Here is a 26,309-nt window from a genome sequence, read left to right as displayed (position 1 = left end):
CTTGTTCCGATCGGTCCGCCATGTTGTGATGGACATCACCTCGCCGGCAAACGACTGACTGGAGACCTCCGTGACGACCGGTGTGAGCGCGGCGGTGCACATCGGCAGGATCGGTGGTCTGGCGGCGGCCCTGGGAATCGGGGCGGCGGTCGTCTGCGGCACCGCGTCGGCGGCTCCGGCTGACAGTTCGGGCGACGGTACAACACCTGCGGCGTCCAGCACAGCACCGGCGCGGACCGCAGAATCCGACGAGCGATCGGAGCCCGATACCCCGCGATCGGGCACGCTTCGGGTCGCGAGGTCCGCGAAGTCGGCGGCGTCGCTGGAACCTCCGAAGCGGGCCGCGGCCGGCTCCGCCGACAGCTCTTCGGATGACCTGACCGTCATCACCCCGGCGGCCGTGACGGAAGTCGCCGACGCCCTGACCGCGCCACGCACAGTGCGCACGGCGCGCACCGCCAAGGACAGACCCACGGCGCCGGTGGATCCACCGCTGTCGTGGACGATGCTTGCCGCCGCGAGCAGGAACACCCTCGCCCCCACCGCCGCCACGTCACGGGTCGTCGACCCGGTCACCCAGGCGCCGGTCATCGCGACACCGAAGACACCGCTGCTGGAGCCGCTGCAGCAGATCCCGGTCTTCGGACCGCTGTTCGTCACGCCGATCATCGCGACGATCAACCGGATACCGGTGGTCAGCGACCTGCTGCATCCGATCTTCGGCTACCCCCTGGAGGCCGGCCGCCCGCCGGGGGCTCCGCGTCCGCGCGACGTGATGCTGACGTCATTCGACGGCACCCGGATCTACGCGCACTTCATGCCCGCCGTAGGGCTGCGGCCCGGCGAGCGGGCGGCCACGATCCTGCAGGCCCCCGGTCTGCTGCTGCCGGGCGCCACGAACCTGAATGTCACGCCGCTGGACGGCATCATCGCCGACACCTCGGGCCTGGTGTACGTCGGGACGCTGCGCGCCGCCGGCTACAACGTGGTGACCTGGGATCCGCGCGGCGAGAACAGCTCCGGCGGACGACTCGAGCAGGGCTCCCCAGAGTTCGACGCCAAGGATGTCTCCGCGATCATCAGCTGGGTGGCCACCCAGCCCGAGGCCCGGCTCGACCCCGGCGTGCTCGATCCCCGCATCGGCATGACCGGCGCCTCCTACGGCGGCGGCATCCAGCTCGTGAGCGCCGCCACCGACCCGCGCATCGACGCGATCGTGCCGGCGATCGCCTGGAACACCCTGAACACCGCGACGTACAAGAACCAGGCATTCAAGAGCAGCTGGGCGTCGATCCTGACCGCCGGTATCACCCTGTTCACCCGTCCGAATCCGGCGATCCTGCCCGCCACCATCTTCGGGGTGCTGACCGGCAGGCAGACAGCCGCCGAACAGGACCGGCTGGCGCAACTCGGCCCCGGCGGCCCGCTCGACCTCGTCGGCAAGATCACCGCGCCCACGTTGCTGATCCAGGGCACCGTGGACACCCTGTTCTCGTTGCAGGAGGCCGACAGCACCGCCCAGACCCTCATCGCCAACGGTGTGCCGACGACGGTGATCTGGTTCTGCGGCGGACACGGACTGTGCGCCAATGACCTCTTCGACCCCACCGACGGCGTCGTGATCCAGCGGGCGACCCTCGCCTGGCTCGACCGGTATGTCAACGGCAACACCACGGCGGCGACCGGTCCGCAGTTCGAGTTCGTCGACCAGCGCGGGCAGTTCTACGCGTCGGACACCTACTCGATCGTCAACGGCAGCCCCCTCACCGCCGGCAGTGCCGGCGGCCTGCTGCCGTTGGTGCCGTTCCTCGGCGGTTCCGGACCGATGTTCGGGGTGTTGCCGATCGGCGGCTCGAAAGCCTTCAACGCGCTGAACCTCACGACGCCCGCACTGACCGCGACCACCGTTGTGGTGGGCGCACCTCAACTGACGCTGCGCTACCGTGGCACCGGCATCGCCCGGCACGTGTACGCACAGCTGGTCGACGATTCCACCGGAATGGTGCTGGGCAGCCAGGTCACCCCCATACCGGTCACCCTCGACGGTCAGACGCACACGATCAGCATCCCGCTCGAACCTGTCGCCCACGCCTTGAAGCCCGGTCAGACCGTCACCGTGCAACTGGTGGCCTCGTCCACGACCTACGCCACCGCCACCGCCTTCGGGTCGTTGCGGGTCACCGACATGCTCCTCACCCTGTCCACCGCTGATCCGGCGACGATCACCCCCCGCGCATTGGCCTCCTAGGTACGTATCGTTCGACTGTGACCTCGCGACCGCAGCTGGACGTTCTGGTGGTGGGCGCCGGGCCCGCGGGCACGGCGTTGGCGGCGGCGTGCGGGCGGCTCGGGCTGGCCACCGGATTGCTGGACCCCTCCCCGGGCCGGCCCTGGACGGCCACGTACGGAATGTGGAGCCCGGAGGTACCGGCGGACCTGCCCGCATCGGTGATCGCGGCACGGGCCGACGGCCGGGCGATCGCACTGACCGAGCACCAATTGGGTTGGGAATACGCCGTTCTGGACGTGCCAGCGCTGCATCGTCACCTCGCCGACCAACTGGCCGGGGTGCACATTCACACCGGGCGCGCGCTCGGATCACCGGAGCGTGGGGTCATCACGCTGGCCGACGGATCGGAGCTACGCGCCGCCGTCGTCGTCGACGCCGGCGGCCGATCACGCCCGCTGCATCCCCGCCCGGCGCGGGGCACGTCCGCAGACCAGACGGCCTACGGGGTGGTGGTCGACGAGGACGCGGCGGCACCGCTCACCCGACCCGGAGACGCCCTGTTCATGGACTGGCGCACCGACCACGGCGAGTCCGGTTGGCCGACGTTCCTGTACGCGGCGCCCCTCGGCGGTGGCCAGGTCCTGCTGGAAGAGACCTCGCTGGCCCGGCGGCCGGGACTGCCGCTGGCCGTGCTGCGCCGCCGGCTGCAGGCCCGGCTGGCCCGGCACGGCGTACGGATCCCGGAAGGCGCACGCAGCGAGAAGGTTTCGTTTCCGCTGGATCAACCGCGACACAACGGCAGATCTTCGCTCGGGTTCGGCGCGGCAGCGCCGTTGATCCACCCGGCGACGGGGTTCAGCGTGGCCGCATCGCTGCACCTCGCCCCGCCGGTGGCCGCAGCGTTGGCCGCGCACCTACCGGAGGGTCCGGACGCCGCCCTGGCAGCAGCCCGCCAGATCGTCTGGTCGCGCCCGGCACGAGCGATCCACCGCTTCCGGCAGATCGGCCTGGAAGCACTACTGCGGATGCCTGCCGAGGAGGTCCCCAGCTTCTTCGAGACCTTCTTCTCATTGCCCGAGGCGCACCGCTGGACCTACCTGACCGCACGCGACGATGTGCGCGGCACGGCCGTGGCCATGAGTCACCTGTTCCGGCTGGCGGACGGGCGGTTACGCCGCCATCTCGTCAGCTCGGCGGTCCGCCGGTCGGCGCCCGCCGTTGTTTCAGCGCCTCGAGCAATCGATGCTCGGCCTCCTGGCCCGGCTTGATTCCCGTCGGGATACGCAGCAGGAAGAACGCGCCGAGAATCCACCAGGCGCCGAACAGAATCCACGGCTGCACGTCGAGGAATGCCGGCATACCCGGCAGATAGAGGCTGAGCAGCCCGGTACAGAGCACCACGGCGGCGCCGCCGATCAGCAGGCCGCCCTTCCCCTTGCCACCGACGCGCAGCGGCCGGTCCATCTGCGGTTCGCGGCGACGAAGAACGAGGAACACGACCGACACCAGCAGGTAGGCGATGACGATGCTCGGCGAGCCCGAGTCGACGAGCCACACCAGCATCGCCTCGCCCAGAAACGGGGCGATGAACGACAGGCCGCCGATGAACAGCAGCGCGTTGATCGGCGTGCGGAACCGCGGGTGCAGCTTGCCGAACCAGGCGGGCAGCATGCCCGAGCGCGCCATCGAGTACATCAGTCGCGATGCGCCCAGCAGCAACGAGTTCCAGGACGTCAGGATTCCGGCGATGCCGCCCGCGATCAGCAGTTTCGCCATGACGTCGTTACCGAACATGGCACCGAATGCATCGGCTGTGGCGATGTCGGCCTCGGCCAGTTCGCCGGCCGGCATCGCCGACGACGTTGTCACGATGGTGATGAGGTACCAGATCGTCGCCAGCACCACGGCGATGACGACCAGGCGACCGATCTGACGGGCGGGCACGTTGACTTCCTCGGCCGACTGCGGGATGACGTCGAAACCGACGAACAGGAACGGCACCACCACGAGCACGGCGAAGAACCCTGCCGTGCCACCGGTGATGAGCGGTTGCATGTTCTCGATCGACCCGCCGGTGAAGGACCCGAACACCAGCATCAGACCGATGATCAGCAGTAGCACGACGACGAAAGTCTGTGCCACGCTGGCGAACTTGACCCCGAGAATGTTGACGGTGGTGATCACCACCGCAGCAATCGCGCCCACCAGCGCCCAGGTGAGATACACCTCGCTACCGGCAACGTCCCACAACTTCACCTGGTTGAGGTCGGGAAAGAGGTACAGCGCGGTTCGTGGAAGGGCCACGGCCTCGAACGCCACGATGGTGACGTAGCCGCCGACGATCCCCCACGAGCCGATGAATGACCACCGTGGTCCCATGCCGCGGAGCAGGAAGTTGTGCTCGCCGCCTGCCTTCGGCATGGCCGCGGTGAGCTCGGCGTAGGTCAGGCCGACGACGCCCATGATCACACCGCCGGCCATCATCGCCAGCACGGCACCGAGCGTTCCCGCCGACCCGATCCAGTCCCCGGTCAGCACCACCCAGCCGAAGCCGATCATGGCTCCGAATCCGAGGGCCAGCACATCCCAGTTGCCGAGAACCTTCAACAACGAGGCTTCTTCGGTCGTGTCGATTGCGTTTCGCTCCATCGGAACTCACCTCTCCGGTGCTCGTCCTCGTTGCGGTCGTGCGGGTGGACTCACGCTAGCTGTTTCGGCGGCGTCCGGTGGCCGGTGACGACGAAAAGAGTGATGGCTGCGAAGAATGGTTTCGCCGCAAGGTGCTGCAGCCAGCTCCGGCCCTGTTCGCTGGTGAGGTAGCCGGCGGCCACGGCGCGTTCGGTGACCGAACGGATGGTGAGGACCTCATCGGCTTCGGTCGCGTCGGTGAAGACTGCGGTAGCGGGTGTAATCGCGTCGAGCGTCAGCCCGGCGTCGCACAGCAGCCGTGGCAACGCCCGTCCCACGGTGGCGTGGGGAACCGTGCGCTCGACGTTGAACCTGGTGTAAGCGGCGGCTGCGGCGGTATCAGGGTGGTCGATGACGACGGTGGCCCAGTCGGGTTCGACGCACACGATCTTGCCCCCGGTGCGCAACGTCCGGGCAGCTTCGCCGATCACCGTGGCGGGCGAGGACACGTGCTGGAGCACTCGGTCGATGTGCACCCGGTCCACCGATCCGCTTTCCACCGGTAGGTCGTGAATGTCGGCCGTCTCGACCGTCACATTGGACAGGTGCGCGGTATGGGCCCGCGCGTGCCGGACGAGGTCGTCATCGTGGTCGATGCCGATGACTGTCCCGGTCGGGCCGACCGCTTCGGCGTAGGTGACCAGATCCGTCCCCGGACCGCACCCCAGGTCGGCGACGACATGTCCGGGTTCGAGCTCGAGTTCGGCGGTGGCGACCGACTTGAACCCTTTGCCGACACCGGAGTGGGCGAGCCGGCGCAGGTAGTCGTGCGAGCGCGCAGCTTGCTGCGGTGTGCGGTGCATGGCGTCGAGCCTAGTGCGGAAGTTGACTATTTCCTCCGAATCGCCGGACGAATAGCCTTCAGTGTCAATAAGTTTGGACGCACTGCCCCACGGGGCTGTCGCGATCCGGCCCGGTGAGCGCCGCGGCCCGAGCGTCAGCCGCCGCAGATCACCGTGGGGATGGGATCGTAGATCACGGTGTGGGACTCGGTTCGCGTTTCGCCAGTGGCGATCTCGCGGAGGGTCCGGGTGTCGGTGATGGTGAACCCCGGCGCACCACCGCTGGGGCTGCAGGCTTCACCGGACGGGATGGTGATGGTCCGCGGGCTCGTCGGCCGGCTGCGCGGGCTCTGCTCCGATGTCACCTCGTAGCGCTTGATGCCGACCAGCCGGGCGGTGATCGAACTCGAGGTCCACTCGGTCTGTATCTGCACCGAGGTGGGACCGTTGTTGCGGAACTTCACGTCGAGCACATCGCCGAACACGGTGGCCTCGCGCCCGGCCGGGTAGCGGCTGATGTAGTAGCTGTGCTCGTGATGTTCGATGTCTTCCATGCCCGCGAAGTACGCGGCATTGAACAGGGTGGTGGCCATCTGGGAGACCCCGCCCCCGATACCCGTTGCGGGCCTGCCGTCTTCGATGATCCCGGCCTCGACATAGCCCGCTGCCGCGTTGCGCGGATTGGTTGCTCCGTTGAGGCTGAACGTCTCCCCCGGCCGGACCACGATGCCGTCGATCTGTTGCGCAGCACGCCTGATGTTCCGGCCGGAGGAACTGGCGAAACCACTCGTCTGGAATTCACCGATGACCTCGACGGGCCCCAGTTCGTCGAGCTCGTCAACGGTCAATGCCGGCTCTTCGTCGACGTAGACCGCGGTGATCTCCCGGTTCTCGGTGCTGCTGAGCACCGAGACCAGATCCGCCAGGGTGGCGTCGTAGTCGACCCGGCGGCCGGTCTGTTCGGCGACTTTGACCGGCGGGGTGACGGCGAAGTCGATATCGGCGTCGCGGCGGGGGGTTTCCGAGGCGGCGAGTTGGGGGCGCAGCGCGTCGGCGAGCAGGTCGATGTCGATGACCGGGGACAGCCGCCCGTCCTCGGTGTCGAAGGTCAGCGCGGCCGCGATGACGTCTTCGGACAGCAGCGCACGGGTGTCGTTGTCACCGTCGACGCGGACCGGTCCGGACACCGCCGGTATGGCGACGTCGTCCATGGCGGTCGCGACATCGGCATCGGTGGTGCTCGGTGCGAGTGCCACCATCGGCAGATCGAGGGGCTCATCGAGTGCCCAGTCCCGCACGAGCACGCCGGCGGCGGCGGCGACATCGAGCCGTCGGCCGTTCTGCGGATCTGACGACACGGGTTCGCCGTCGACGAATTCGACGGAACCCTCGACCGGGTCTTCGGCGACGGTGGCCCCCAGGTCTTCCAGGGTTGCGGTCAGGGCCTGTTCGTCGACTGCCGTGACCACCCCGATCGGGGTGTCCACGAAGAACGACATGAGGCGGGTCACCGGGTTCAGCGGTTGGGTATCTGCCTGCTCGACAGTGGCGCGGGAGTCCACGGTCAGGCCGATCCGGCGCGGGTCCACCTCTGCTTGCACGGTCGCCATGGTGACCGCGATCGGCTGGGCGGCGCGCGGGGCGACCACGCTCTGCAGGCGCTGGTCCGCGGCGTCGGGGGTGAGCCCGCCGAGCGGCACCCCGGCTGCGGTGACCCCGCGGGGAACCTTCCCCGAGGTGAACGTCAGATCGGCGATGTACAGCGCGGCCAGGACGACGACTGGGAAGCCGACGGCCAGGTAGAGCCGTCGACGCCGGCTCTGGAACGCACCGGGGAGCTTCCGCTGAGCGAAGCTCAGCCAGGTGGCCTGCATGGTTTTCGTACCTCAAACGTCGTCAGGCTCGGAATGTCCGGAGCCGGCACTGCTCTGACCGGCGGTGTGCTCGGTACCTTCCAGGCTATCGACCGCTGCGCCCGGCGTCGGCCGGTCTGGGGCAGGAGTGCCCGGCGAGGTCACGACTGTCACAGCAGTCACCCTGTTAACATCGCGCCATGCAGGACTCGCCGTCCACCATCGGCCCGCGTCGATCGCGGCCCGTCTCCCGGCGTGACGCGCTGCGCTTTGCATCGGCAGCCCTGGCCGGGCTCGGGGCCGCGTCGGTCGCCCACGCACCGGCGGCCTCGGCCGCCGCACCCACCTTGATCGACTTCGCGATGCGCCAGATCCCGGCCCAGGACATCCGGGCTGCCGGACACTCCGGGGTGATCAATTACGTGTCGACCTCGCGACCCGGCTCATCCTTCGGCGCCAAGCCGATCACGCTGCCCTACGCCCAGTCACTGACCTCCGCCGGGTTGATCATCGTCAGTAACTACCAGTACGGAAAGCCGGGCGGGACCGCACCTTCGGATTTCACCCGCGGGTATGCCGGCGGCGTCGCCGACGCCAAGACCGCCTGGGCGCTCCACACTGCGGCGGGTGGCGGAAAAAGCGCACCGATCTTCTTCAGCGTCGATGACGATATCGACCGCAACACCTGGAACAGCGTTGCACTGCAATGGTTTCGCGGAATCAATTCGGTGATCGGGGTCATGCGCACCGGGATCTACGCCGGCATCAATCCATCCCAATGGGCCATCGAAGACGGCGTGATCGGCAGGTCGAGTTCGGCCGGCAAGGCGTGGATCTGGCAGACCCGGTCGTGGTCCAAGGGGCAGATCCATCCCGCCGCCGTGCTCTACCAGCGGGTCATCGACACCGCCTCGAATCCCGGGCCGATCGTCGGCGGCATCCGCGTCGACGTCAACGATGTGCTGGCCCAGGATTGCGGCCAGTGGAACAAGCACCCCTGAATCAGCGGCGCGGCGTCACGGTGATGTGCACGTGGTCGAAGTGGCCGTAGCCGGACGCCTGCGGGCCGGCCGGCGTGTAGTAGGTGCCGCGCCAGATCACGTCCTGCACCCCGAACCTGCCGGCGTTGGCCATCGCGAACGCCATGATCTGATCGCCGAGCGCGATGCCCTCCGGGCTGCCGGAGTTCGGGATCATGATGTCGATCGCCAGGCCGCTCGGGTGCCAGGGCTTGGAGTCCGGCCGCACCCCGCCGATCTCGCCGATCTGCGGGAACTGTGCGCTGACGGCCCGGGCCGCCAGAATCGCGTTGGGCTGCAGTCCTGCCTCGTTGGCGACGCCGACGGGCAGGGCCGCCTCCGGGATGTCCATGACGGCGGCCGCCAGCGACGGCGGGCCGGGCATCGCGATGATCGCCGGGTCCTGTGGTGCGGGCGCGGCCGGCGGCGGCGCGAGGTCGACAGCGGCCTGCTGCTGCGGTGTCAGCGCCGCATACTGCGCCTCCGCGGCGGCGATCTGCTTCAGCATCTCGCTCAACTTCGATTGCATGTCAGCGCGCACCGCGGCGGCCTTCTCGGCGGCGGCGCGGGCGCCGGCGGCCGATTGCTCCGAGGCCTGCGCGGCGGTGGCCGCGCGCTCACGAGTGGCCAAAAAGATCTTCATCTGGTCGGCCGCCTGCGCGGCCACCGTCCGCTGCAGTGACAGGCGGTCGATGAGCTGCTGTGGGGAGCCGGCCGTCAGCACCGCCGCCATCTGACCGCTGCGTCCGCTCATGTACTCCATGGCGGCCACCCGGTTGATGGCGGCCTGATAGGGCTGCAGCGCAGCGTTGGCAGCCTCGAGGGCCTGCACGTCGGCGCGATGACGGTCGTCGGCCGCGGCCTGAACGGCCACGGTGGCGTCGACGTCGCGTTGGGCAGCGGTGACGGCCTGGCGGCTCTGCACCGCCTGCTGGGACAACTCGTTGAGTTTGGCCAGCGCATCGGCCGCAGGATCGGCGTAGGCGCCGCCCACCGACGCACCCAGGACCAGAACCGTAGTCGCGAAACCGCACACCACTCGCCGAAGTGACTGGCGCACCGCGGGCATTCGGATTGTCACGATCCTTCGCGTCAAGGACCGATCTTGGCCCGGCTGTCGACTGTCCCTGGACACGGTACGAACTGGCACCGGCGATGTCCACCCGGCCCCGGAAGTGGTCGCTCTGGCGACCGCCGATCAGATCGGATACGCCCGCGAATGGTGCTGCACCGATATCCAGTGGTCGGTGGTGAACTCGTCGATCGCCCACTGTCCACCGAAGCGCCCGATGCCCGAGTCCTTCTCGCCACCGAAGGCGGTGTTGGCGTCGTCGTTGACCGGTGCGTCGTTCACATGCGTCATCCCGGCGTCGATGCGTCGCGCGAACCGCACGGCTCGGTCGACATCGCGGCTGAAGACTGCCGATGACAGTCCATAGGGGGTGTCGTTGGCGATGTCCAGCGCATCGGCTTCGTCATCGGCCCGGATCACGGTGATCACCGGACCGAAGACCTCTTCGCAGACGGTGGCGACGTCGTTGGTGCCGCTCAGCACGTGCGGCGGCAGGCACGAGCCGATCGGACCGAAGGGGTCTCCGCCGAGCAGCAGTTCGGCGCCGTCCTGCTGGGCGCGGCGCAGCTTGTCCTGAATTCCCTCCAGTTGGGACGCGTTGATGATCGGCCCGAGCTGCGTGTCGGACTGCGACGGATCACCTACCACCAGCGACTTCGCGGCGTCCACTAAGCGGTTCAGGAATTCGTCGTGCACGGCGGCCTCGACGATGACGCGGTTGGCGATCATGCAGATCTGTCCCTGATGGAAGAACGAGCCGAACACCGCCGCGCGCACCGCGAGGTCGAGGTCTGCGTCGTCGAGAACGACCAGTGGCCCGTTACCGCCGAGCTCAAGTGCGAGTTTCTTGATACCGGCCTTCTCCGTGATGCCCCGACCCACCGGTGTCGACCCGGTGAACGACACCACCCGCGGCACCGGATGCTCCACGATGGCATCGCCGATCTCCGAACCCGAGCCGACCACCACGGACAACAGCCCCGGTGGCAGTCCCGCCTCTTCGAGGATGCGGGCGAGCAGGAGTCCGCCGGTGACCGGTGTGTCCCCGGCGGGCTTGAGCACGACCGCATTGCCCACGGCCAGCGCAGGAGCCACCGAGCGCGCCGACAACTGCAGCGGGAAATTCCAGGGCGAGATGACAGCCACCACCCCGACCGGCCGACGATGGACGCGATTCTCCTTGCCACCGATATCCGACGGCAGAATGCGTCCCTCGACGCGGTGCGGCATCGAGGCCGCCTCCCACATCACCGAACGCACCAGCCCCCATTCCAATTCAGCCTTCGCCAGCGTGCCGCCGGTCTCGCGGACGAGCCACCGGGTGATTTCCTCCTTGCGTTCGACCATCACTCCGGCGGCAGCACGCAGCACCTCCGCCCGTTCGCTGGGCGATGCATCGGCCCAGTCGTGCTGGATCCGCACCGCCGAGGCATACGCCGCGTCTAGGTCCGCGGTGTCGGCCTGCCTCAACTCCGCCAGCGTCTCGCCGTTGTAAGGATCGGTGCTGGCACGCGTGCTGTCCGACGAGCCCGCGCGCCACGAACCTGCGATGGGCATCGTGTCGAACGCGGGATAGGCGGTCATTCCGGCACCACGGCGATCTTCGAGTGCGGACTGTCGGCCTGTGCCTGCCAGGCTTCGGCGGCATCGGCGAGGGGGTACCGGGTGGTCTCAACCCGGATGCGGCCTTCGGCGGCGTGCGCGGTCAGCTCTTCATACGCCGCCCGCACGACCTCTGGCGGCATGGCGTCGTTGAGGTGGCCGATGTGGGTGCGCCCCATCAACTTCCGAAACGGGATGTCGGCGCTGGAACCCGCCCCCTGGCCGACTGTGATCAGCGTTGCGCCGAGTGCCGTCGCGTCGAGGGCGGCCAGGAACGGGTCGCCGTACACCATGTCGATCACGACGTCGTACCCTTCGCCGGCCTCGTTGCGTAACGCGTACGGAGTGTCGTCTTCGAGTTGAACGACGGCGTCGGCGCCCAGGTCGCGCGTCTTTTCCAGCGCGTCGGCGTCGCGTCCCGCGGCGATCACGCGCGCCGCATACAGCAGCTTGGCCGCCTGCACGGCGATGTTGCCGACCACGCCGGTCGCGCCCAATATGAGCACCGACTTGCCTTCCTTGTGTGCGTGGCGCGTGAGCGGAAGCCAGGCGGCCAGGCCGGCTATACCGAGCGCCACCGCGAGATCATCATCGACACCCTCGGGAACCGGATAGACCTTCGCCGGGTCCACCCGAACGCGCTGCGCCCATGACCCGAATGGCGAGGGCGGCGAATCGAAATACACGCGCGCGCCCTCGGCCGTCAGGCCGACACCCTCCTTGCCCACGACCTTGGGCACACCGGGGTCGCCCATCGCTCCTGATGCCAGGGCCAGATCAACGGGATTGCACCCGGCCAATCTCACATCGACGACGTCCTTGCCATCGGGTTCCTCGAAATCCCGTACCACGGGTGTCTCTCCGGGCTTTTCCAGTACTGCCGCGCGCATAGCCTTGCTCCGTCCGTTGGGGGAAGCGGCGATTCCACCGCCCGCGAAATCGCATACCCCGGCGATGGGCCACCAAACGGATGCGACGCGGCGCTACCGCGCTACCCAGTCCCGGACTGCGGCGACGAACTCCTCGGGCGCGTCGGACTGCACGTAGGTGCCGGCACCTTCGACGATGACCGTCTCGTGATCGGCGAAGATGGCTTCCAGGCGTTCGCGCTCTTGCGGCCGGAAGGCGATGTCGGCGTCGCCCCACACGATCAGGGTGGGCAGGTGGGCCAGGTCGGCGAGGCCCGCCTCGAGGTCGGCCAAGAAATCGTGGCTGGCGAGCACCCGGCCGGGGAGCACGGCACTGGCCTGGCGTCGCTCGGCGGTGCCCAGCGCCTGCCGGTAGTGGGCCATCTCGGCGGGGGTCGGCGTGCGCCGGCGGTGACCGGTGGGGATGAAGGCGTTGACGAGGAGGTTGAACTGCCGGACCAGGAATCGCATCGGGAGCCCACCGACGATCCGGGCGAAGGCTTCGAAATGCAGGACACCGTTGACCGGCCACGCCCAGGTGTTGGCGAGTACCAGCCGTTCGAAGATGTCTGGCCGCCGCTGCGCGGCCGCCAGGCCGATCGGGCCGCCCCAGTCCTGCGCGACCAGCGTCACGTGTTCCAGTCCGAGGGCGTCGACGAAACCCGTGACCACGTCTGTGTGCTGCTCGGGGAGGAAGCGGTATCCCGGTTTGGCCTCCGACAGTCCGAACCCCGGGTAGTCCATTGCGACGCAGCGGAAGTCGTCCCGCAACGCGGCGATCACGTCACGCCAGAGGAACGACCAGGTCGGGTTGCCATGCAGGAGAAGCAATGTCGGCCCGGAACCCTCGTCGACATAGTGCACGGTATGCCCGTCGATCTCGACGAAGCGGCTCTGGAACGGAAACAGGTCGTCGTCGACCCAGGCGGGCCGCGTGCTCCTGGTGGATTTGGTCATGATGCCTCCTGGCGTGCCTGCTACGTGTTGCTTGAACTTTTCATATACACTTGAGAAAATCAAGTGTCGGAGGTGCGATGCGTAGCTATGGGCAGTACTGCGGGTTGGCCCGCTCGCTGGAGGTCGTCGGAGATCGGTGGAACCTGCTGATCGTGCGTCAACTCCTCATCTCCCCCGCCCGCTATCGCGACCTCGTCAATGGCCTGCCCGGTATCGCGACCAACCTGCTCGCCGACCGACTCCGCGACCTCGAGTCCTCGGGTGTCATCGAGCGCCGGTTGGCCGGTGAGGGCAGTGCGGTCGAGTACAGCCTCACTCCGTGGGGGGCCGAACTGCGGCGACCGATCGAGAACCTGATCGCCTGGTCCACCCCGCTGATGGTGCGCGGCCCCGAGGGTGATTCCTTCCGACCCGAGTGGTTCACGCTCGCCATTCCCGCCCTGCTCGGTGCCCGGGTCAAGGTCCGGTCCTCGGCGACGGTCGGCCTGGACATCGGTGAGCTACTGACGCTTCGCGCGACGCGGGCGGGCTTCGAGGTCGGCACGCACCAGGGCGGAGATCTCGATGCGACCGTCCGCACCGAACCTGCCTACGTCCTCGGACTCGCCGCCGGAGCCCTCACACTCGACGATGCCCAAGCCCTCACACTCGACGATGCCCAAGCCCTCGGACTGGTCGCGATCGACGGAGACGAGTCCGTGGTGCGGGCGGTGTTCGCCGCCTGACCGGTGTGCCCACCACCGTCAGGCGTCGTAGTCCACGGCGACCGTTGCGGTGCTGGGATGGGACTGGCACGTCAGGATGAACCCCGCCTCGAGCTCGGCTTTGTCGAGCACAAAGTTCTGCTCCATCGACACCGCTCCGGATAGCACCTTGGCTTTGCATGTGCCGCAGGCGCCGCCCATACAGGCATACGGCGCGTCGATATCGTTCTTCAGGGCGGATTCGAGGATGGACTCACCGGCGGCGAGTTCCACGGTCTGTGTCGCCCCGGCCAGCGTGACGCTCACCTGCGCTTCGGGATATGCGCCGACGTGCGTGGGTTGTGTTGCGCCGCGGAACAGTTCGAGGCGCACCCGCTCGGACGGCACTCCCTCGGACGTGAGGCCCCGGTGCAGGGTTGTGACGAGATCACTTGGGCCGCAAAGGTACCAGCGGTCGACCGAGGTGATCTCACCACCGAGCAGTCGAAGGATCATGGCCAGGTCGATGCGTCCGCGAAGATACTCCGGATGGTGCGCCTCGGTAGAGCGGATGTGAAAGATGCGCAGCCGGTCGGCGTATCGCGCTTCGAGTTCGTCGAGTTCGGCCGCAAACATGGTCGAGTCAGCGGTTCGGTTGCCGTAGAAGAGGGTGAAGCGGCTCTCGGTTTCGATCTCCATGGTGGTGCGCACGATCGACAGGATGGGCGTGATGCCGCTGCCGGCCGCCACCGCGACATAGTCGTGGCGAGCGAGCGGGTGAAGGGATGCTCCGAAATGACCCGTGGGTGTCATCAGTTCCAGGACATCACCGGCGCGCAGAGATTCGACCGCGAACGTGGAGAACGCCCCACCGGCAATGTGTCGCACCCCGATCGCCAGTTCGCCCGAGGTGGCCGACGTGCAGATCGAGTAGTTTCGCCGCACCACGTCCCCACCGATACGGTGCTTCACGGTCAGATGCTGGCCGGCCCGGAAGTGGAACTGGTCCGCGAGGTGATCGGGCACAGCGAAACTGACTTTGACGCTGTCCGGCGTCAGTCGCTCGACGCTCTTGACCGCAATCGGGTGCGTACCGGCACTGCCCGTCGCAGCGGGGCGTGGCATGCGGACGGGCAGCAGTGCAGCCAGTTTGCCGTTGAGGCGTTTCCACTCGCGGTACTGCGGGGCGTCGAGCTGCTGTCCGAAGACCGTACTGATTGCCGCGTCGCGCTCCAGGTAGGCGGCTTCATTGCGTTGCCACGCAGCGACATAGCGATAGAACGGAATGGAGGGATGGAGGTGGTGGACGAGGTGGTAGTTCTGTGACAACAGCAGCGGGGTCAGGATCCACTCGGAGCCGACGCGGTTGCGGGTCGCACGGTAGCGGTTCTCGCGCTGGGTGTCTTCCAGGTCATGATGCGGCAGCCAGTCGAACCACCAGGCGAGCACCGCCATGGCCACCCGCTCGGGAATCAGGTAGATCACCGCGAGCGTCCACAGCTGACCGGTGGCGGCGGCCGACACGATGACCACCACCGCGACCGCCATCAACGTTGCCGTTTCCGCGATCTCGGCGCGTGGCCGCTTGCGCCAATGGCGCACCAGGAAGCGGAGGTACGGCAGATCCATGGCGGGGAAGCGGAAGGGCAGCTGCCACCACGGCGCGGCGCTCACGAAATGATCGGGATCGGCGTCACCGTCGTTGGTGTTGCGGTGATGCTCGATGTGGATGAACGCGAACGACTTGAACGAAATCAGCGGCGAGACAAAGAACATCGCGACACGACCGAACGCGACGTTGACCCAACGCCTGGAGCTGATCGAGTAGTGCGACGCGTCGTGCAACACGGTGAACAACACGAAGATCGCGACGGCGCTGGCGCCGATGGTGGCGACCGCAGGCAACGTGTCGGTGAGGGCGGCCCAGGTTGACGCGCCGAAGAGCACAAGCGCGAGGGTGAAGATGCCGACGATAGGCCAGGACAGCGCGGGCACCCGCTCACCCGGATCCGGCAGGGCCTGCAGCGAGCCCGCCGCACGGGGTTGGGAGTGTGCGTGTTCCGTCGTGGTCGACATCGGACTCCTCGATCGCGCTGCGGATGAGATGCCCAACCTACAAACGGCCGGCGACGGTCAACAAGGCCCTCACAGCCCTCCGCAGTGTGCTGACAGCACATTGCGACGTGGCCCAATACCGGTGACGAGGCTAGGCCTCGGGCAACACCGAGGCTCCCAGCACGCCGCACACGACCAGGGCCGCGTGCAGTTCGGCGACCTTGACCGTCGCGGGCCGGCCTCGGCGTTCCTCGGCACGACGCACCCGTTGCAGCACCGTGTTCTTGTGGATTCCCAAGGTGCGGGCGGCGGCGGTCAGACTCCCCTGCGCGTCGAGAACGGCCAGCAGAGCGGCCCGCTCACCGCGCTCTTTGGCGCCGTCGCGCGCGAGGTCACCGAGCTGTGCGGCAACGAAAGACCGCGCCGTGTCCAGGTCGCGCGCGACAGCGTCCACCAACGCGACATCGCCGAACTCGGTGATCGACGGCGCCCCGCGTCCCGACAGTTCGACGACCCGTCGCGTGCGCACCGCCTCCAGATGCGTCGCGCGAAAACCCGCAGCGCCGGGATGGGGTGAGCCCACCGCCAGGTGGACGTGCTCCGATGGGCCCGGGAATTCCGCCGCCAAGCGTGCGAGCGAAACCGCCCCCTCGTCCCTGGCCGAGGACCACCCCCACACTGCGAGTGGTCCGTCCGCCACGACGAGCGGATGACCGTCTCCGAGATGGCGGCCCACGTGCTTGGCGAATCCCTCCAGGTCCACGCCGCGGTCCTTGACCCAACACACGAATCCGATCTGCCGGCCGGTGAGCCGGTGGCTGAGCACACGCTCGGCCCGGGCGCTGTCGACCCGCTCGCCGGCGAGCAGTGCCCGCACCACGTCGTCGCGGTCGGCTCTCGCCTGGTTCTGCCGTCGGTCGAGCTCGGCGACATACTCGGCCGCCACCAGCGAGGAGATGCGGTCGATGTAGCGAAACCCGAAACGCTCGAGCTCGGCGAAGGTGCGCAGTGCCACAGCGGGATCGTCGATCCAGTTCACGAGCGAATCGGCGAGCTTCTCGGTGAAGTACTCATGGCCCAGGCGGTAGAACCGCAACATGACATCGACGCTGTGCCCGCGCGCTGCCATGGCCCGCGCGTGCTCGAGCGCAGTGACCGGTGCCTCCGCCGCCGCGACATCGATGCCATGGCGGAACATCGACAGGACCGCTTCGAGATTCGATGAGCACGAGCCCAGGGTGAGGCCGCGAAGCTCGGCATCTCCACCGACCTCCGGTATCCGATCGACCAGGTAGTGCAGCATGTCGTCGGCCAGGCTGGACACGTCCCCCAGCAGTGAGGCCGCGACACCCCTTCCGGCGACCGCGCCGTCAGCCGACTCGCGCGGGTCCATGCCTGCAGACTATCCGCGACGCGGGTGGGCGGCGCACAGAAAGAGCACGTGGGCCTGAGATGCCTCCGGAATCATCCAGAGACCGAACACCTCTCGGTCCTGGACCATCCGGGCCGGATATGAGGTACACATGGCGCCCGAAGCCTTGTACCATGAGCACTGGTTCAGCAGCAGCCTTCCGCACCAGCAGATGGAGGCTGACATGACCGACGTTCAATCCAGGATGATGCAGTCGCCGCGGGGCACAGCGTGGCCGCAGCCCGCCGGCGGGTCTCCGGCCTTCGAAATGTCCACCCGGTGGCTTACTTTCGATGTCGCGGTGCTGTCGGTTGAAGGCCAACTGAACGACGCGGCCACCGCCGAGTTGCTCGAATACGCATCGAGCAAGGCGCTACTGTGCCGGCTGCTGATCCTCAACTTGGAGCGGGTCAGGTCTCTTTCCCGCGGCGGCTACGACATGCTCAGAATGCTCGAGAGCCGATGCGCGGCGGCAGACGTTGCGCTCAGCGTGCTGCACGGCAGATACGCCGACACCGGATAGCGGCGGGCCGCCGGGTGTCAGACCGCTACGGTGACGAGACGGCTGGCCGGAAGTGCTGAGACCGTGCGGCCGATGACCACGCCTTGAGCGGTCCCCTTCGGCGTCGTGATGGGCAGAGTCGATCCCGGGAGCAGATCGTCACCGTTGTCGGTGTCTCCGGAGAACCACTCGTTGAACCAGGTGGTGGCCAGCACCGTCACGGCAGCCTGGTTCTGCGGCTTCGGGAAGCCCGCGGCGATGAAGGCGGCGAACTGGATGAGCGGGTTGCCGCCCCGCATCGAATCCATGTGCACACCCCCCTTCAGCACCACCCCGTTGAACCGGCCGGGCCGCGCCTCGTTGAGCGCCTCCTTGACGTTGCTCGTCGAGTTCAGGAAGTTCGACGGTGCACCGATCTCGCGAATCGGGATGAAGCGACCGGTGGCATCCTCATACGCCGACAACTTGGCCAAGGTGTCGACCATCGTCGTGCCGGTCGGGACCCCGTCCAACGTGATCACTCCGACCAGGTTCTCGACGGCACCGTTGTCGACCAGGTAGCCGGCGGCTGCTGAAACCAGCTGCCCGCCAAGGGAATGGCCGGCGAGCCCGAACTTCTCAGGCAGCTGTGCAGTGGCCGGGTCCACGCCGTAACGGGTGGCGAAGCCGGCGGCACGGGCACTGTCGGTCAGCGCCGTCCGCTCGCCGACGAACAGATCGGCGATGGCCTTCGCCATGCCCTCACCGCCGAGCCAGTGGTCGTCGCCGGCGAAAATGTTCGACGGGATCGACGGGGTGACGACGATGCTGCCGGTCGACGCGGCGAGGTCGGCCGCGGTGTAGCTGTACATCGGGCCCAGCGCCAACAACCCGTGCTGCAGGACGATCAGCTTGTCCGGCACCACATCCCCTTCGGGGTAGTACCAGTTCGCCTTGATCCGCTGCCCGTTGGAGAGCACGATGGAGGAGCTTCGCACCGTCACGGTGCTGTTCGGCGGTAGCGACGGCGGCCCGGTCACCAGAGCCTCCAGCGCCTGGATGGTGTTCACGGCCAGCGAACCGATGGTGTTGACGAGGGCATTGGCCACACTTCGGACCCAGCCCAGCAGTGACGGCGTGCGTGGCGCGGCGGCCTGCACCGGCGCCGCCGCGTCGGGCGTGGCCAGCGCCAGCGACGCGGTCGACTGCGCAGAAATCCGCGCGGAGAGCGGGCCACCGGAGCCGATTTCGGTCGGTGCGGGCGGCGACACAGTGGGAGTACGCAGCACGGGACCGGCCTGGGCAGCAACCACCAGGGCGGGCCTGAGCACCCTCGGGGTCGCCGGCGCGGAATGTACCCGTGGCGCCGTCACCGCGGCGGTCCTGGCGGTCAGGTTCCTCTTCTTTTTCTTCGGCGGTTCAGTGAGACTCTCTGCCGGGTCGGAGATTTCGGGAGACTCCGCCAAGGGGGCGCCCGATTCCGGGTCGGTGTCGGGCTTCTCACTCTCTATGTCTCGGACGGTAGTGAGTCGGGGGCCACGGACGGTGCCCGTTGTCGGGCCTTCCGCAGGGCTTGAGGCCGAGCCGCTCTGCGGGCCCGACCGATCGTCCGCGACAGCAGCACCTGCACCCGCGAACACGGCAGCAGTGACCCCGCCGGACAAAAGCCCGGCGCTGACCCACGCAGTTAGTCGTTCCACCATTTGCCCAGCGCCTTTGCGATAGTGAATGAAGCTAACTTTGTTGGAGACTAACGCCGGGCTGCGGTTTCGCGTGCCGTTATGCGGTTTCCGCGCTGGTCACCTGGCGGCCGGGCAATGCGTCCAACCCCCGCTCCCGGCGTCGGTGCACAAATCCACCGAGTGGGTACTCCCCCATCCATGACGAGTACGGAGACCTCCGGGCACGAGCACGACCAGACCGATGTCACGGCCGTGCCGAAGAAACCGCAGACCGTTGTCATCTTCGCTCCGTCGCCCGTGCTGACCGTCACCATCGAGGACCGTTCCGGGGAGGCCGACGTTCACGTACACGCGGGGGGACAGGGCGTATGGCAGTCCCGCATGGTGTCCTCACTCGGCGTGCCGACCGTGCTGTGCGCAGCACTCGGCGGGGAAACCGGCTCCGTGCTCGGCCATCTCCTGCCGACAGCGGACGTCACCGTGCGAAGCGTTGCGGTCAGCGCACGCAACGGGGCATATGTGCACGACCGCCGCTCCGGGGATCGAGACATCATCGCCGAGAGCCCCGGGAGCCCGCTGGACCGCCACGAGCTCGACTCGCTCTACGAACTGACCCTGACCGACGGTCTCATTCACGGGTGGGTGCTGCTGTCCGGGCCGCAGGACGACCGGGTTGTCCCGGCCGACCTGTACCGTCGCCTGGCCACCGACCTCGGTGCCAACGGGTGCAAGGTCGCCGCCGACCTCGCCGGCGAGCGACTTGAGGCGGTACTCGCGGGTGGACCGGATCTGATCAAGGTCAGTCACGAGGAACTGCTCGACGACGGCCGGGCGACATCCGACGATGCCGAAGACCTCGTCGCGGCCATGCGATCGATGCGCGACGACGGCGCAGGCACGATCGTCGTGTCGCGTTCCGGAGCCGCACCCGCCCTGGCCCTGCTCGACGAACACGACGCAGGAGCCGACGGGACGCGAGGCGGTGCCGTCCTGGAAGTCGAGATGCCGAAGCTGGAGCCGGCGGACCCGGCCGGTGCCGGGGACTCGATGACGGCAGGCATGGTCGCCGCGCTGGCAGCCGGCCGTTCGCTGCGCAGAGCCTTGCAGATCGGCGCGGCGTGCGGGGCGCTCAATGTGGTGCGCCACGGCTTGGGCACCGGCGGCGCGCAGGCCGTGGAGACACTCGCCGAGCGGGTCGAGCTGCGCCCGTGGGGATAGGACGAGGGGAAGGACGACAGGTGCCACGCGCATTGGTGACCAACGATGACGGGATCGACTCGGCCGGCCTGCACGCGCTGGCCGTCGCGGCACGGCGGGCGGGGCTGGACGTGATCGTGGCCGCGCCCGCGGAGCAGGCCAGCGGCGCCAGTGCGTCCCTGACCGCGGTCCGCCGAGACGGCCGCACGATCATCGAGCGCCGCGAGGTGCCCGGGTTGGACGGCATCGAGGCCTGGGCCGTCCGGGCGCAACCCGGGCACATCGTTACCGCGGCGCTGAGCGGCTGGCTCGATCCGCGTCCGGACCTGGTGCTGTCCGGGATCAATCACGGCGCGAATGTTGGTCAGGCGGTGCTGCATTCGGGGACCGTCGGCGCGGCGTTGACCGCGAAGACCAACGGTGTCCGCGCATTGGCGGTGTCTTTGGATGTAGCGCTGCGCCCCAGTGGGCAGCGCCACTGGGCAACCGCCGCTGGTCTCGTGGCGCCGGTGCTGCAGTTGCTGCTCGATGCGCCCGAGGCCACCGTGCTGTCCTTCAACGTCCCTGACCGGCCGGCATCCGAGGTCGGTCCGATCCGGCATGCCCCGCTGGCGCGTGGCGGGGCGGTGCAGGCGCGGGTCGACGAGGTTCGCGATGGCGACGTCCGGCTGGCCGAGTTCGAGATGAGCGAGGATCCCGAACCCGGCACCGACAGCGCTCTGCTGGCTGCCGGGCACCCGACGCTCACCGAGCTCCGGTCCGTCGAGGCGCACAACGGTGGGCTGGTGCAGCACTGGCTGCGAGCGAGGACCGCGCAGGCCACCAGCTGACGCCGGGGCGCCCCGACGTGTGCGCGGCCTCAGGCCCCGGCCGGCACCGGGTAGCGGTCGTTGATGTCGGCGCCGGATGCTTTGCGCGCGCAGTGGGCGCAACAGAAGATGCCCTCGTCCGCCTCCACTCCATGGCCGAGGATCCGGCAGCCGCAGTGCGCGCAATCGGGTGCGAGCTGGACAGCGGCACATTCCACGCTGTCGAAAGTCGCCGAATGCCCGTCCGCGAAGGTCACCGAGAATGCCTTGTCGTAGTCGTTGCCGCAGGTATCGCAGATTGCCATGAGAACTCCTCACATTGCAGTTCGGCAATGAGTGCCCGGCCGCGCGGGTCGGCAAACGGGCAGGCGGTCTCGACCTCGACAACCCGGCATGCGTCGGTAGAGTCGATGATCATCATGGTCGAGAAGCGCAGTGTTCGGCGGTTGGCGTTCCTGCTGATTGCTCTCGTGATGGGCGCCGTCCTCGGATCAGCTCCCGCCGTGGCCGCCGAACTCAGCGACTACCGCTGGAAAAGTCGACCCTTGCTGCTGTTCGCACCTACCGGCAGCGATCCCCGGCTCGTGGAAACGCTGAGCCTAATCGAGGCCAGTCGATGTGACTTTGTCAGTCGCGACATGGTGACCGGCCTGGTGGTGACCGACGGCACCAGCACGCTCGATGGCCACGTCCTCAGCGCCGATCAGTCACGGGGGCTGGCAAGCCAATATGCGATCGGGGAGAACGCGTTCAGCGTGCTGTTGATCGGAAAGGACGGCGGCGAGAAGCTGCGCGTCAACCAGGTGCCGGATCTTCACACGGTCTATGCCGTGGTTGACGGCATGCCCATGCGCAACCGCGAGATGGCCACCGATCCGAGTCGGTGTTGATGACCGACGTGCTCCGATAGAAGCGGACAGTGACCTCATGAAGAATTGCCGGCACCGCACGTGCCGAGGTCATCGGCTACCGCGTGGGCTGGCCGGCATCGTGTTCGCGTGCTCGGCGATTCTGGTCGCGTCGTGCGGAGGCGCCGAGCGATCCGCCAGCGCAGACGAGACGACGACCACGCCGGAAACTCCTCGCTCGTCGGTACTCGTCGACCTCGACGATGCCGGCGAGGTCGCCACCTGGACAACCGTCAACGACCCTGTCATGGGCGGAAGGTCCACCTCGAAGATCGCATTCGGCGATGGGGGACTCGTGTTCTCCGGCACTCTCTCGCTGGAGAACAATGGCGGGTTCGCCTCGGCCCGCAGCCCGCAGGACCCCGAACTCGGGCGGCGAGCAACAGGTGCGAAGTCGCTTCGCGTGCACGCGCGGGGCGACGGAAAGACCTACCTGTTGAAGGTGGGTATTGCCGGGCAGCCATGGTCCTACGTGCAGCGTTTCCCCACCCGGGCCGCCGTACCCGAGGTCCACGAACTACCCATCGAGGGCTTCCGGCCGGTCGGGATGCGCCTCGATCCGGCACCCGATGCGCCGCAGACCCTGGAACCTTCAGGCATCAACCAGGTTTCGGTCTACATTCTCGACAAACAGCAGGGCCCGTTCGAACTCATCATCAGCGCAGTCGATGCCACCACCTGAGAGGGCCTGCCGCAGCAGCTATCTCGCCGGAACACCCAAACAACGCGAACCGTGGCGGTAGCCTTCACCGATGGCGTCGACGCCTCTCCCCGTGGTTTTGGCCACGCTCGCCTTGCGGCGCAGGCTCAAGCAGTTCGCAGACATGCTCGTGCCGCCGCAGATCGCGATGCTGGACCTCGGTGAGGGTGTTGCCGGCGTCCAGATCGCCGCAGCCATCGCTGAACTCGGAATTGCCGATGTGCTTGCCGATGGGCCGATGACCGGCCCGCAGATCGCCGGACGGATCGACTGCGATGCAGAGACCACATATCGCCTGTTGCGCGGCGCCGTCGCATGCGACCTGTGCACGATGGATCACCGCACCGGTGCGGTGAAACTGACCCGCAATGGCGCGGTGTTGCGCGGCGACCATCCCGCGTCGCTGCGGGCCTGGATGCGCTACAAGGGGATGCGGTCGACCGTCGATGCCTGGGGCGGCCTGGCCGCCAGCGTGCGCAGTGGTCACAGCGCGTTCGAGATCGTGCACGGTATGTCGGTGTGGGAGTGGTTCGCCACGCACCCCGACGAGCAGCGGGTGTTCGCCGCGACCATGCGTCAGGCCACCGAGATCAGTGCCCGCGCCATCGCCCGGGTGTATCCGTGGCCCGACGGAGCGGTGGTGTGTGACGTGGCCGGTGGGATCGGCACGCTGTTGTCGGTCATCGTGGCCGAGTCGCGCGCGAACCTGCGCGGGGTTCTGGTCGACAGTGCGGGAATGATCGCCGAGGCAGAGGGATTCCTCGCAGAGCGCGCGGTTGCCGACCGCATCGACCGTGTCGAGGGTGACATCTTCCGCGCCGTGCCCGCCACCGCCGATGTCTACCTGCTCAAGGATGTGCTGCACGACTGGGACGACGAACGCTGCGCGAAGATCCTCGACGCGGTCGCCGCGAGCATGCCCCGTGGCAGCAGGCTGGTGGTGATCGAGTACCTGCAGCCACCAAATCGGCCGAATCCGTTCTCACCGCTGCTCGACCTGCACACGTTGACCCAGCGGGACGGCGGACGTCTGCGCTCGTTGGACGAACTGTCGACATTGTTCACCGGAGCCGGCCTGCGCCCCACCGGCCGCAGGTTCTCTGTCGTGCCGCACGATCTCATCGAGGCAGAAAAGATCTAGGCGCGGATTCTCCGGCACGGTCAGGGGACAGCTAAACCTGCCGGCGGTGTTAGACACGTCACGCCCCGTTCGGCGTGCGGATTGGGCTGTGGCATACGTCTATTCAAGTAGCTGACCAGAAGGCCGGCAATCTCAGGAAGTAGGCCACATCGCATGAGCAAGGACCGAGGCATCGTCAGTCGTCTCTTCGAGGGGCTCGGCCGTGTCACCTGGGGCGTCGTCAAGCACAAGGTTCGCGAGCGCCGCGCCCAGAAGCAGCAGCGCCGGCGCTGACAGCACGAAAAAACCACGGCGACAAGCCGTTAACCCCATCAACTGAAGGAGCAGCATCATGAGCACTTCCACCGCCGATCACATCCCCAGCCGCCGTGCCGGCGGCCTGGCCGCCAAGTTCGGACTGATCGTCGCTCTCGTCCTCGTCGTGGCCCTCGCCATCTTCGCGCTGCAGAACACGGTTCACACCACGGTGAATTTCGTCGGGTGGAACGTCGATCTGGCCCAAGGTGTCTGGCTGATCGGCGCCGCAGTGGTCGGCGCCGTCATCGCACTGATCGTCAGCGCGGCCATTCGGGTGCGGCGCGCGATCACGTGAGCCGTGCTCTGATCAGGTGGGCGGGCTCGACGCGCCGGGACATGGCGCAGGGCCATTGATCGGGCAATGGACGCGCTCTTCGACACGCACGCGATCCCCCGAGCCCCCGACGGCGTGCCGGGGCCTGATTCCGACGCCGGCGAGAATGGCTGCGCCCAGCAGTAGGGCCGCGGCGATCACGATGGTGATGCGGAACCCGGCGTCGAACGCGGTGGGATCGGCGTAGTCGGTGCCGCCGATACCGGCTACGCCTGGTAGGACGGCCACGGCCAGGAGGCCTCCGGCTCGGGCGACCGCGTTGTTGACTCCGGATGCCGCTCCCGCGAGTCGGTCCGGTGCGGAGTCGAGAACGGCGGCCGTCAGTGGTGCCACGACCAGGGCGAGGCCGGCGCCGAATACCAGCGCGGCGGGCAGGACGTCGGCGAGCCATGACGCCTCTGGGCCGATGCGCAGCATCAGCAACAGTCCGGCCGCCGAGAGCAGCGGACCCAGGGTTATGGGCAGTCGCGGTCCGATCCGGCTGGCGAGTGCGCCGGCGCGGGCGGAGAACACCAGCATGATTGCCGTTACCGGCAGCAGGGCGGCCCCGGCCGCGACGGGACTGAATCCGGCGACGGTCTGCAGCTGCAAGACCAGAATCAGGAAGACCACTCCCAGTGCCCCGTAGATCAGCAATGTCATGGCGTTCGCCACACGAAACGTGTTGTCGCTGAACAGCGACGGCGGCACCAACGGATGCGGGGAACGCCACTCCACCGCGACGAACGCGGCCAGCGCGAGCACGCCGGCACCGACCGCCACCAGGGCGCTCACCGTGGCGCCCGCACTGCCCAGGCTGGTCAGCCCAAACGTCAGCGCGCCGAGGCCCAGCGCGGCGAGGACCGTACCACTGATATCCAGGCCCGGCGGAGACTGATGATCGCGACTTTCGGGCACGCGGAGCACCGTTACCGCGATGACCACCGCGGCCAGCGGCAGGTTGACGAGAAAGACTGCCCGCCAACTCCACTCGACAAGGAAGCCCCCCACAAACGGGCCCACCGCGCCGGCCAGCCCACCCAGCCCTGACCACGCGCCGATCGCGGCGGCGCGGTCGACACCGCGGAACGACGCCGAGATCAAGGCCAGGCTGCCCGGGGTGAGCAGCGCGCCGCCCACCCCCTGCAACGCCCGGGCGGCAATCAGTGTCTCGACGTTCGGCGCCACGCCGCAGGCGGCCGAGGCGACCGCGAACCACACCACTCCGATCACGAATACTCGCCGGCGGCCGAAGTGGTCGCCGAGTGAACCGCCGAGCAGGATCAGTGCCGCCAGCGTCAGTGTGTAGGCGTTGATGACCCACTGCAGACCACCGAAGCCGGCACCCAGGTCGGCGCCGATGTGCGGCAACGCCACGTTCACCACTGTGCTGTCGATCATCACGATGCCGGACCCGAGCACAGTGGCAAGCAGGGCCCACCGGCCGGCGGCGGTCCCCATCCGCAGTCCGCTCGGATCGATCACGCCGCCCTCCACGCCCACTAGAAGCATCGTCCGCGC

The 26,309-nt window shown here is 68.0% G+C and carries 23 protein-coding genes; 11 read left to right on the top strand and 12 right to left on the bottom strand.

The features are described from left to right. Positions 1-70 precede the first annotated feature (70 nt). The gene (locus EXE63_RS15280; RefSeq protein WP_234904513.1) at positions 71-2,248 is read left to right on the top strand and encodes a CocE/NonD family hydrolase; all 2,178 of its coding nucleotides are present in this window, start codon (positions 71-73) and stop codon (positions 2,246-2,248) included. Positions 2,249-2,265: 17 nt separating this feature from the next. Beyond that, positions 2,266-3,498, top strand: a complete 1,233-nt coding sequence (locus EXE63_RS15275; RefSeq protein ID WP_234904512.1) for a lycopene cyclase family protein — start codon at positions 2,266-2,268, stop codon at positions 3,496-3,498. Here EXE63_RS15275 and EXE63_RS15270 read toward each other — a convergent pair. The 3 genes from EXE63_RS15270 to EXE63_RS15260 all read right to left on the bottom strand — a co-directional run bounded on the left by EXE63_RS15270 (position 3,416) and on the right by EXE63_RS15260 (position 7,574). Then, positions 3,416-4,879: an APC family permease gene (locus EXE63_RS15270; protein ID WP_168142619.1), complete on the bottom strand. Its 1,464-nt coding sequence runs from the start codon at positions 4,877-4,879 to the stop codon at positions 3,416-3,418. The genes EXE63_RS15275 and EXE63_RS15270 overlap by 83 nt on opposite strands. A 50-nt stretch (positions 4,880-4,929) precedes the next feature. Further along, positions 4,930-5,721 carry a methyltransferase domain-containing protein gene (locus tag EXE63_RS15265; protein ID WP_168142618.1) on the bottom strand — a complete coding sequence of 264 codons (792 nt, stop codon included), beginning with the start codon at positions 5,719-5,721 and terminating at the stop codon, positions 4,930-4,932. 134 nt (positions 5,722-5,855) lie between these two features. Continuing rightward, on the bottom strand, positions 5,856-7,574 hold the full coding sequence (locus EXE63_RS15260; protein WP_168142617.1) for a VanW family protein: 1,719 nt from the start codon (positions 7,572-7,574) through the stop codon (positions 5,856-5,858). A 179-nt stretch (positions 7,575-7,753) separates the two neighbouring features. On the opposite strand from EXE63_RS15260, the gene EXE63_RS15255 reads away from it, so the two are divergent. Then, positions 7,754-8,554, top strand: coding sequence for a DUF1906 domain-containing protein (locus EXE63_RS15255; protein ID WP_168142616.1), 801 nt, complete (start codon positions 7,754-7,756; stop codon positions 8,552-8,554). Position 8,555: 1 nt separating this feature from the next. On the opposite strand, the gene EXE63_RS15250 is transcribed toward EXE63_RS15255, so the two are convergent. The 4 genes from EXE63_RS15250 to EXE63_RS15235 all read right to left on the bottom strand — a co-directional run bounded on the left by EXE63_RS15250 (position 8,556) and on the right by EXE63_RS15235 (position 13,111). Continuing rightward, positions 8,556-9,641: a coiled-coil domain-containing protein gene (locus tag EXE63_RS15250; RefSeq protein WP_168145601.1), complete on the bottom strand. Its 1,086-nt coding sequence runs from the start codon at positions 9,639-9,641 to the stop codon at positions 8,556-8,558. A 129-nt stretch (positions 9,642-9,770) separates the two neighbouring features. Beyond that, positions 9,771-11,228, bottom strand: coding sequence for an aldehyde dehydrogenase family protein (locus EXE63_RS15245; RefSeq protein WP_168142615.1), 1,458 nt, complete (start codon positions 11,226-11,228; stop codon positions 9,771-9,773). Beyond that, positions 11,225-12,136 (bottom strand): quinone oxidoreductase family protein, encoded by a 912-nt coding sequence (locus EXE63_RS15240; RefSeq protein WP_168142614.1) that lies wholly within the window; start codon positions 12,134-12,136, stop codon positions 11,225-11,227. Before EXE63_RS15240 ends, EXE63_RS15245 begins: the two co-directional genes overlap by 4 nt. Positions 12,137-12,229: 93 nt before the next feature. Next, positions 12,230-13,111 carry an alpha/beta fold hydrolase gene (locus tag EXE63_RS15235; RefSeq protein ID WP_168142613.1) on the bottom strand — a complete coding sequence of 294 codons (882 nt, stop codon included), beginning with the start codon at positions 13,109-13,111 and terminating at the stop codon, positions 12,230-12,232. Between the two features lie 77 nt (positions 13,112-13,188). Between EXE63_RS15235 and EXE63_RS15230 the strand changes: the two genes are divergently transcribed. Then, entirely contained in the window at positions 13,189-13,836 is a 648-nt protein-coding gene (locus tag EXE63_RS15230) for a winged helix-turn-helix transcriptional regulator (protein ID WP_168142612.1), read from the top strand. A gap of 18 nt (positions 13,837-13,854) precedes the next feature. Here the strand turns inward: EXE63_RS15230 and EXE63_RS15225 are convergent, their stop codons facing one another. Further along, positions 13,855-15,870 carry a fatty acid desaturase gene (locus EXE63_RS15225; RefSeq protein ID WP_168142611.1) on the bottom strand — a complete coding sequence of 672 codons (2,016 nt, stop codon included), beginning with the start codon at positions 15,868-15,870 and terminating at the stop codon, positions 13,855-13,857. Between the two features lie 130 nt (positions 15,871-16,000). After that, positions 16,001-17,242, bottom strand: a complete 1,242-nt coding sequence (locus EXE63_RS15220; protein WP_168142610.1) for a PucR family transcriptional regulator — start codon at positions 17,240-17,242, stop codon at positions 16,001-16,003. Between the two features lie 130 nt (positions 17,243-17,372). On the opposite strand from EXE63_RS15220, the gene EXE63_RS15215 reads away from it, so the two are divergent. Then, positions 17,373-17,783 carry a hypothetical protein gene (locus EXE63_RS15215; RefSeq protein ID WP_168142609.1) on the top strand — a complete coding sequence of 137 codons (411 nt, stop codon included), beginning with the start codon at positions 17,373-17,375 and terminating at the stop codon, positions 17,781-17,783. Positions 17,784-17,800: 17 nt separating this feature from the next. Here EXE63_RS15215 and EXE63_RS15210 read toward each other — a convergent pair whose 3' ends face one another. Further along, a complete protein-coding gene (locus EXE63_RS15210) occupies positions 17,801-19,012 on the bottom strand; it encodes a dienelactone hydrolase family protein (protein ID WP_168142608.1) in 1,212 nt (403 codons plus the stop codon). Between the two features lie 609 nt (positions 19,013-19,621). Between EXE63_RS15210 and EXE63_RS15205 the strand changes: the two genes are divergently transcribed. Then, the gene (locus EXE63_RS15205) at positions 19,622-20,641 is read left to right on the top strand and encodes a 1-phosphofructokinase family hexose kinase (protein ID WP_168142607.1); all 1,020 of its coding nucleotides are present in this window, start codon (positions 19,622-19,624) and stop codon (positions 20,639-20,641) included. 20 nt (positions 20,642-20,661) lie between these two features. Continuing rightward, positions 20,662-21,450, top strand: coding sequence for a 5'/3'-nucleotidase SurE (surE, locus tag EXE63_RS15200; protein WP_168142606.1), 789 nt, complete (start codon positions 20,662-20,664; stop codon positions 21,448-21,450). Between the two features lie 29 nt (positions 21,451-21,479). Here surE and EXE63_RS15195 read toward each other — a convergent pair whose 3' ends face one another. Next, positions 21,480-21,734 (bottom strand): metallothionein, encoded by a 255-nt coding sequence (locus EXE63_RS15195; protein ID WP_105362626.1) that lies wholly within the window; start codon positions 21,732-21,734, stop codon positions 21,480-21,482. Positions 21,735-21,839: 105 nt separating this feature from the next. Here EXE63_RS15195 and EXE63_RS15190 point away from each other — a divergent pair, with 105 nt between their 5' ends. The 4 genes from EXE63_RS15190 to EXE63_RS15175 all read left to right on the top strand — a co-directional run bounded on the left by EXE63_RS15190 (position 21,840) and on the right by EXE63_RS15175 (position 24,770). Further along, a complete protein-coding gene (locus EXE63_RS15190) occupies positions 21,840-22,319 on the top strand; it encodes a DUF4174 domain-containing protein (RefSeq protein ID WP_234904511.1) in 480 nt (159 codons plus the stop codon). Positions 22,320-22,356: 37 nt separating this feature from the next. Next, on the top strand, positions 22,357-23,019 hold the full coding sequence (locus EXE63_RS15185) for a CIA30 family protein (RefSeq protein ID WP_168142605.1): 663 nt from the start codon (positions 22,357-22,359) through the stop codon (positions 23,017-23,019). Positions 23,020-23,089: 70 nt separating this feature from the next. Beyond that, complete coding sequence (locus tag EXE63_RS15180) at positions 23,090-24,178, top strand: methyltransferase (protein WP_168142604.1); 1,089 nt, start codon at positions 23,090-23,092, stop codon at positions 24,176-24,178. Positions 24,179-24,509: 331 nt separating this feature from the next. Then, positions 24,510-24,770: a lipopolysaccharide assembly protein LapA domain-containing protein gene (locus EXE63_RS15175; protein WP_168142603.1), complete on the top strand. Its 261-nt coding sequence runs from the start codon at positions 24,510-24,512 to the stop codon at positions 24,768-24,770. Between the two features lie 12 nt (positions 24,771-24,782). Here EXE63_RS15175 and EXE63_RS15170 read toward each other — a convergent pair whose 3' ends face one another. Then, positions 24,783-26,300, bottom strand: coding sequence for a DHA2 family efflux MFS transporter permease subunit (locus EXE63_RS15170; protein ID WP_168142602.1), 1,518 nt, complete (start codon positions 26,298-26,300; stop codon positions 24,783-24,785). Between the last annotated feature and the right edge of the window lie 9 nt (positions 26,301-26,309).

The sequence above is a fragment of the Mycolicibacterium frederiksbergense genome, assembly GCF_012223425.1.
Lineage (GTDB): Bacteria > Actinomycetota > Actinomycetes > Mycobacteriales > Mycobacteriaceae > Mycobacterium > Mycobacterium frederiksbergense.
Note: the sequence above shows the minus strand (reverse complement) of the source record. Positions and strands in the feature narration are given on the sequence as shown.

Bases quoted from the DNA above. Each gene is read 5' to 3' on its own strand.
- EXE63_RS15270 (WP_168142619.1), bottom strand. From the start codon at position 4,879: ATGGAGCGAAACGCAATCGACACGACCGAAGAAGCCTCGTTGTTGAAG.
- EXE63_RS15265 (WP_168142618.1), bottom strand. From the start codon at position 5,721: ATGCACCGCACACCGCAGCAAGCTGCGCGCTCGCACGACTACCTGCGC.
- EXE63_RS15260 (WP_168142617.1), bottom strand. From the start codon at position 7,574: ATGCAGGCCACCTGGCTGAGCTTCGCTCAGCGGAAGCTCCCCGGTGCG.
- EXE63_RS15255 (WP_168142616.1), top strand. From the start codon at position 7,754: ATGCAGGACTCGCCGTCCACCATCGGCCCGCGTCGATCGCGGCCCGTC.
- EXE63_RS15250 (WP_168145601.1), bottom strand. From the start codon at position 9,641: ATGCCCGCGGTGCGCCAGTCACTTCGGCGAGTGGTGTGCGGTTTCGCG.
- EXE63_RS15245 (WP_168142615.1), bottom strand. From the start codon at position 11,228: ATGACCGCCTATCCCGCGTTCGACACGATGCCCATCGCAGGTTCGTGG.
- EXE63_RS15240 (WP_168142614.1), bottom strand. From the start codon at position 12,136: ATGCGCGCGGCAGTACTGGAAAAGCCCGGAGAGACACCCGTGGTACGG.
- EXE63_RS15235 (WP_168142613.1), bottom strand. From the start codon at position 13,111: ATGACCAAATCCACCAGGAGCACGCGGCCCGCCTGGGTCGACGACGAC.
- EXE63_RS15230 (WP_168142612.1), top strand. From the start codon at position 13,189: ATGCGTAGCTATGGGCAGTACTGCGGGTTGGCCCGCTCGCTGGAGGTC.
- EXE63_RS15225 (WP_168142611.1), bottom strand. From the start codon at position 15,870: ATGTCGACCACGACGGAACACGCACACTCCCAACCCCGTGCGGCGGGC.
- EXE63_RS15220 (WP_168142610.1), bottom strand. From the start codon at position 17,242: ATGGACCCGCGCGAGTCGGCTGACGGCGCGGTCGCCGGAAGGGGTGTC.
- EXE63_RS15215 (WP_168142609.1), top strand. From the start codon at position 17,373: ATGGCGCCCGAAGCCTTGTACCATGAGCACTGGTTCAGCAGCAGCCTT.
- EXE63_RS15205 (WP_168142607.1), top strand. From the start codon at position 19,622: ATGACGAGTACGGAGACCTCCGGGCACGAGCACGACCAGACCGATGTC.
- EXE63_RS15195 (WP_105362626.1), bottom strand. From the start codon at position 21,734: ATGGCAATCTGCGATACCTGCGGCAACGACTACGACAAGGCATTCTCG.
- EXE63_RS15190 (WP_234904511.1), top strand. From the start codon at position 21,840: ATGATCATCATGGTCGAGAAGCGCAGTGTTCGGCGGTTGGCGTTCCTG.
- EXE63_RS15185 (WP_168142605.1), top strand. From the start codon at position 22,357: ATGAAGAATTGCCGGCACCGCACGTGCCGAGGTCATCGGCTACCGCGT.
- EXE63_RS15180 (WP_168142604.1), top strand. From the start codon at position 23,090: ATGGCGTCGACGCCTCTCCCCGTGGTTTTGGCCACGCTCGCCTTGCGG.
- EXE63_RS15175 (WP_168142603.1), top strand. From the start codon at position 24,510: ATGAGCACTTCCACCGCCGATCACATCCCCAGCCGCCGTGCCGGCGGC.
- EXE63_RS15170 (WP_168142602.1), bottom strand. From the start codon at position 26,300: ATGCTTCTAGTGGGCGTGGAGGGCGGCGTGATCGATCCGAGCGGACTG.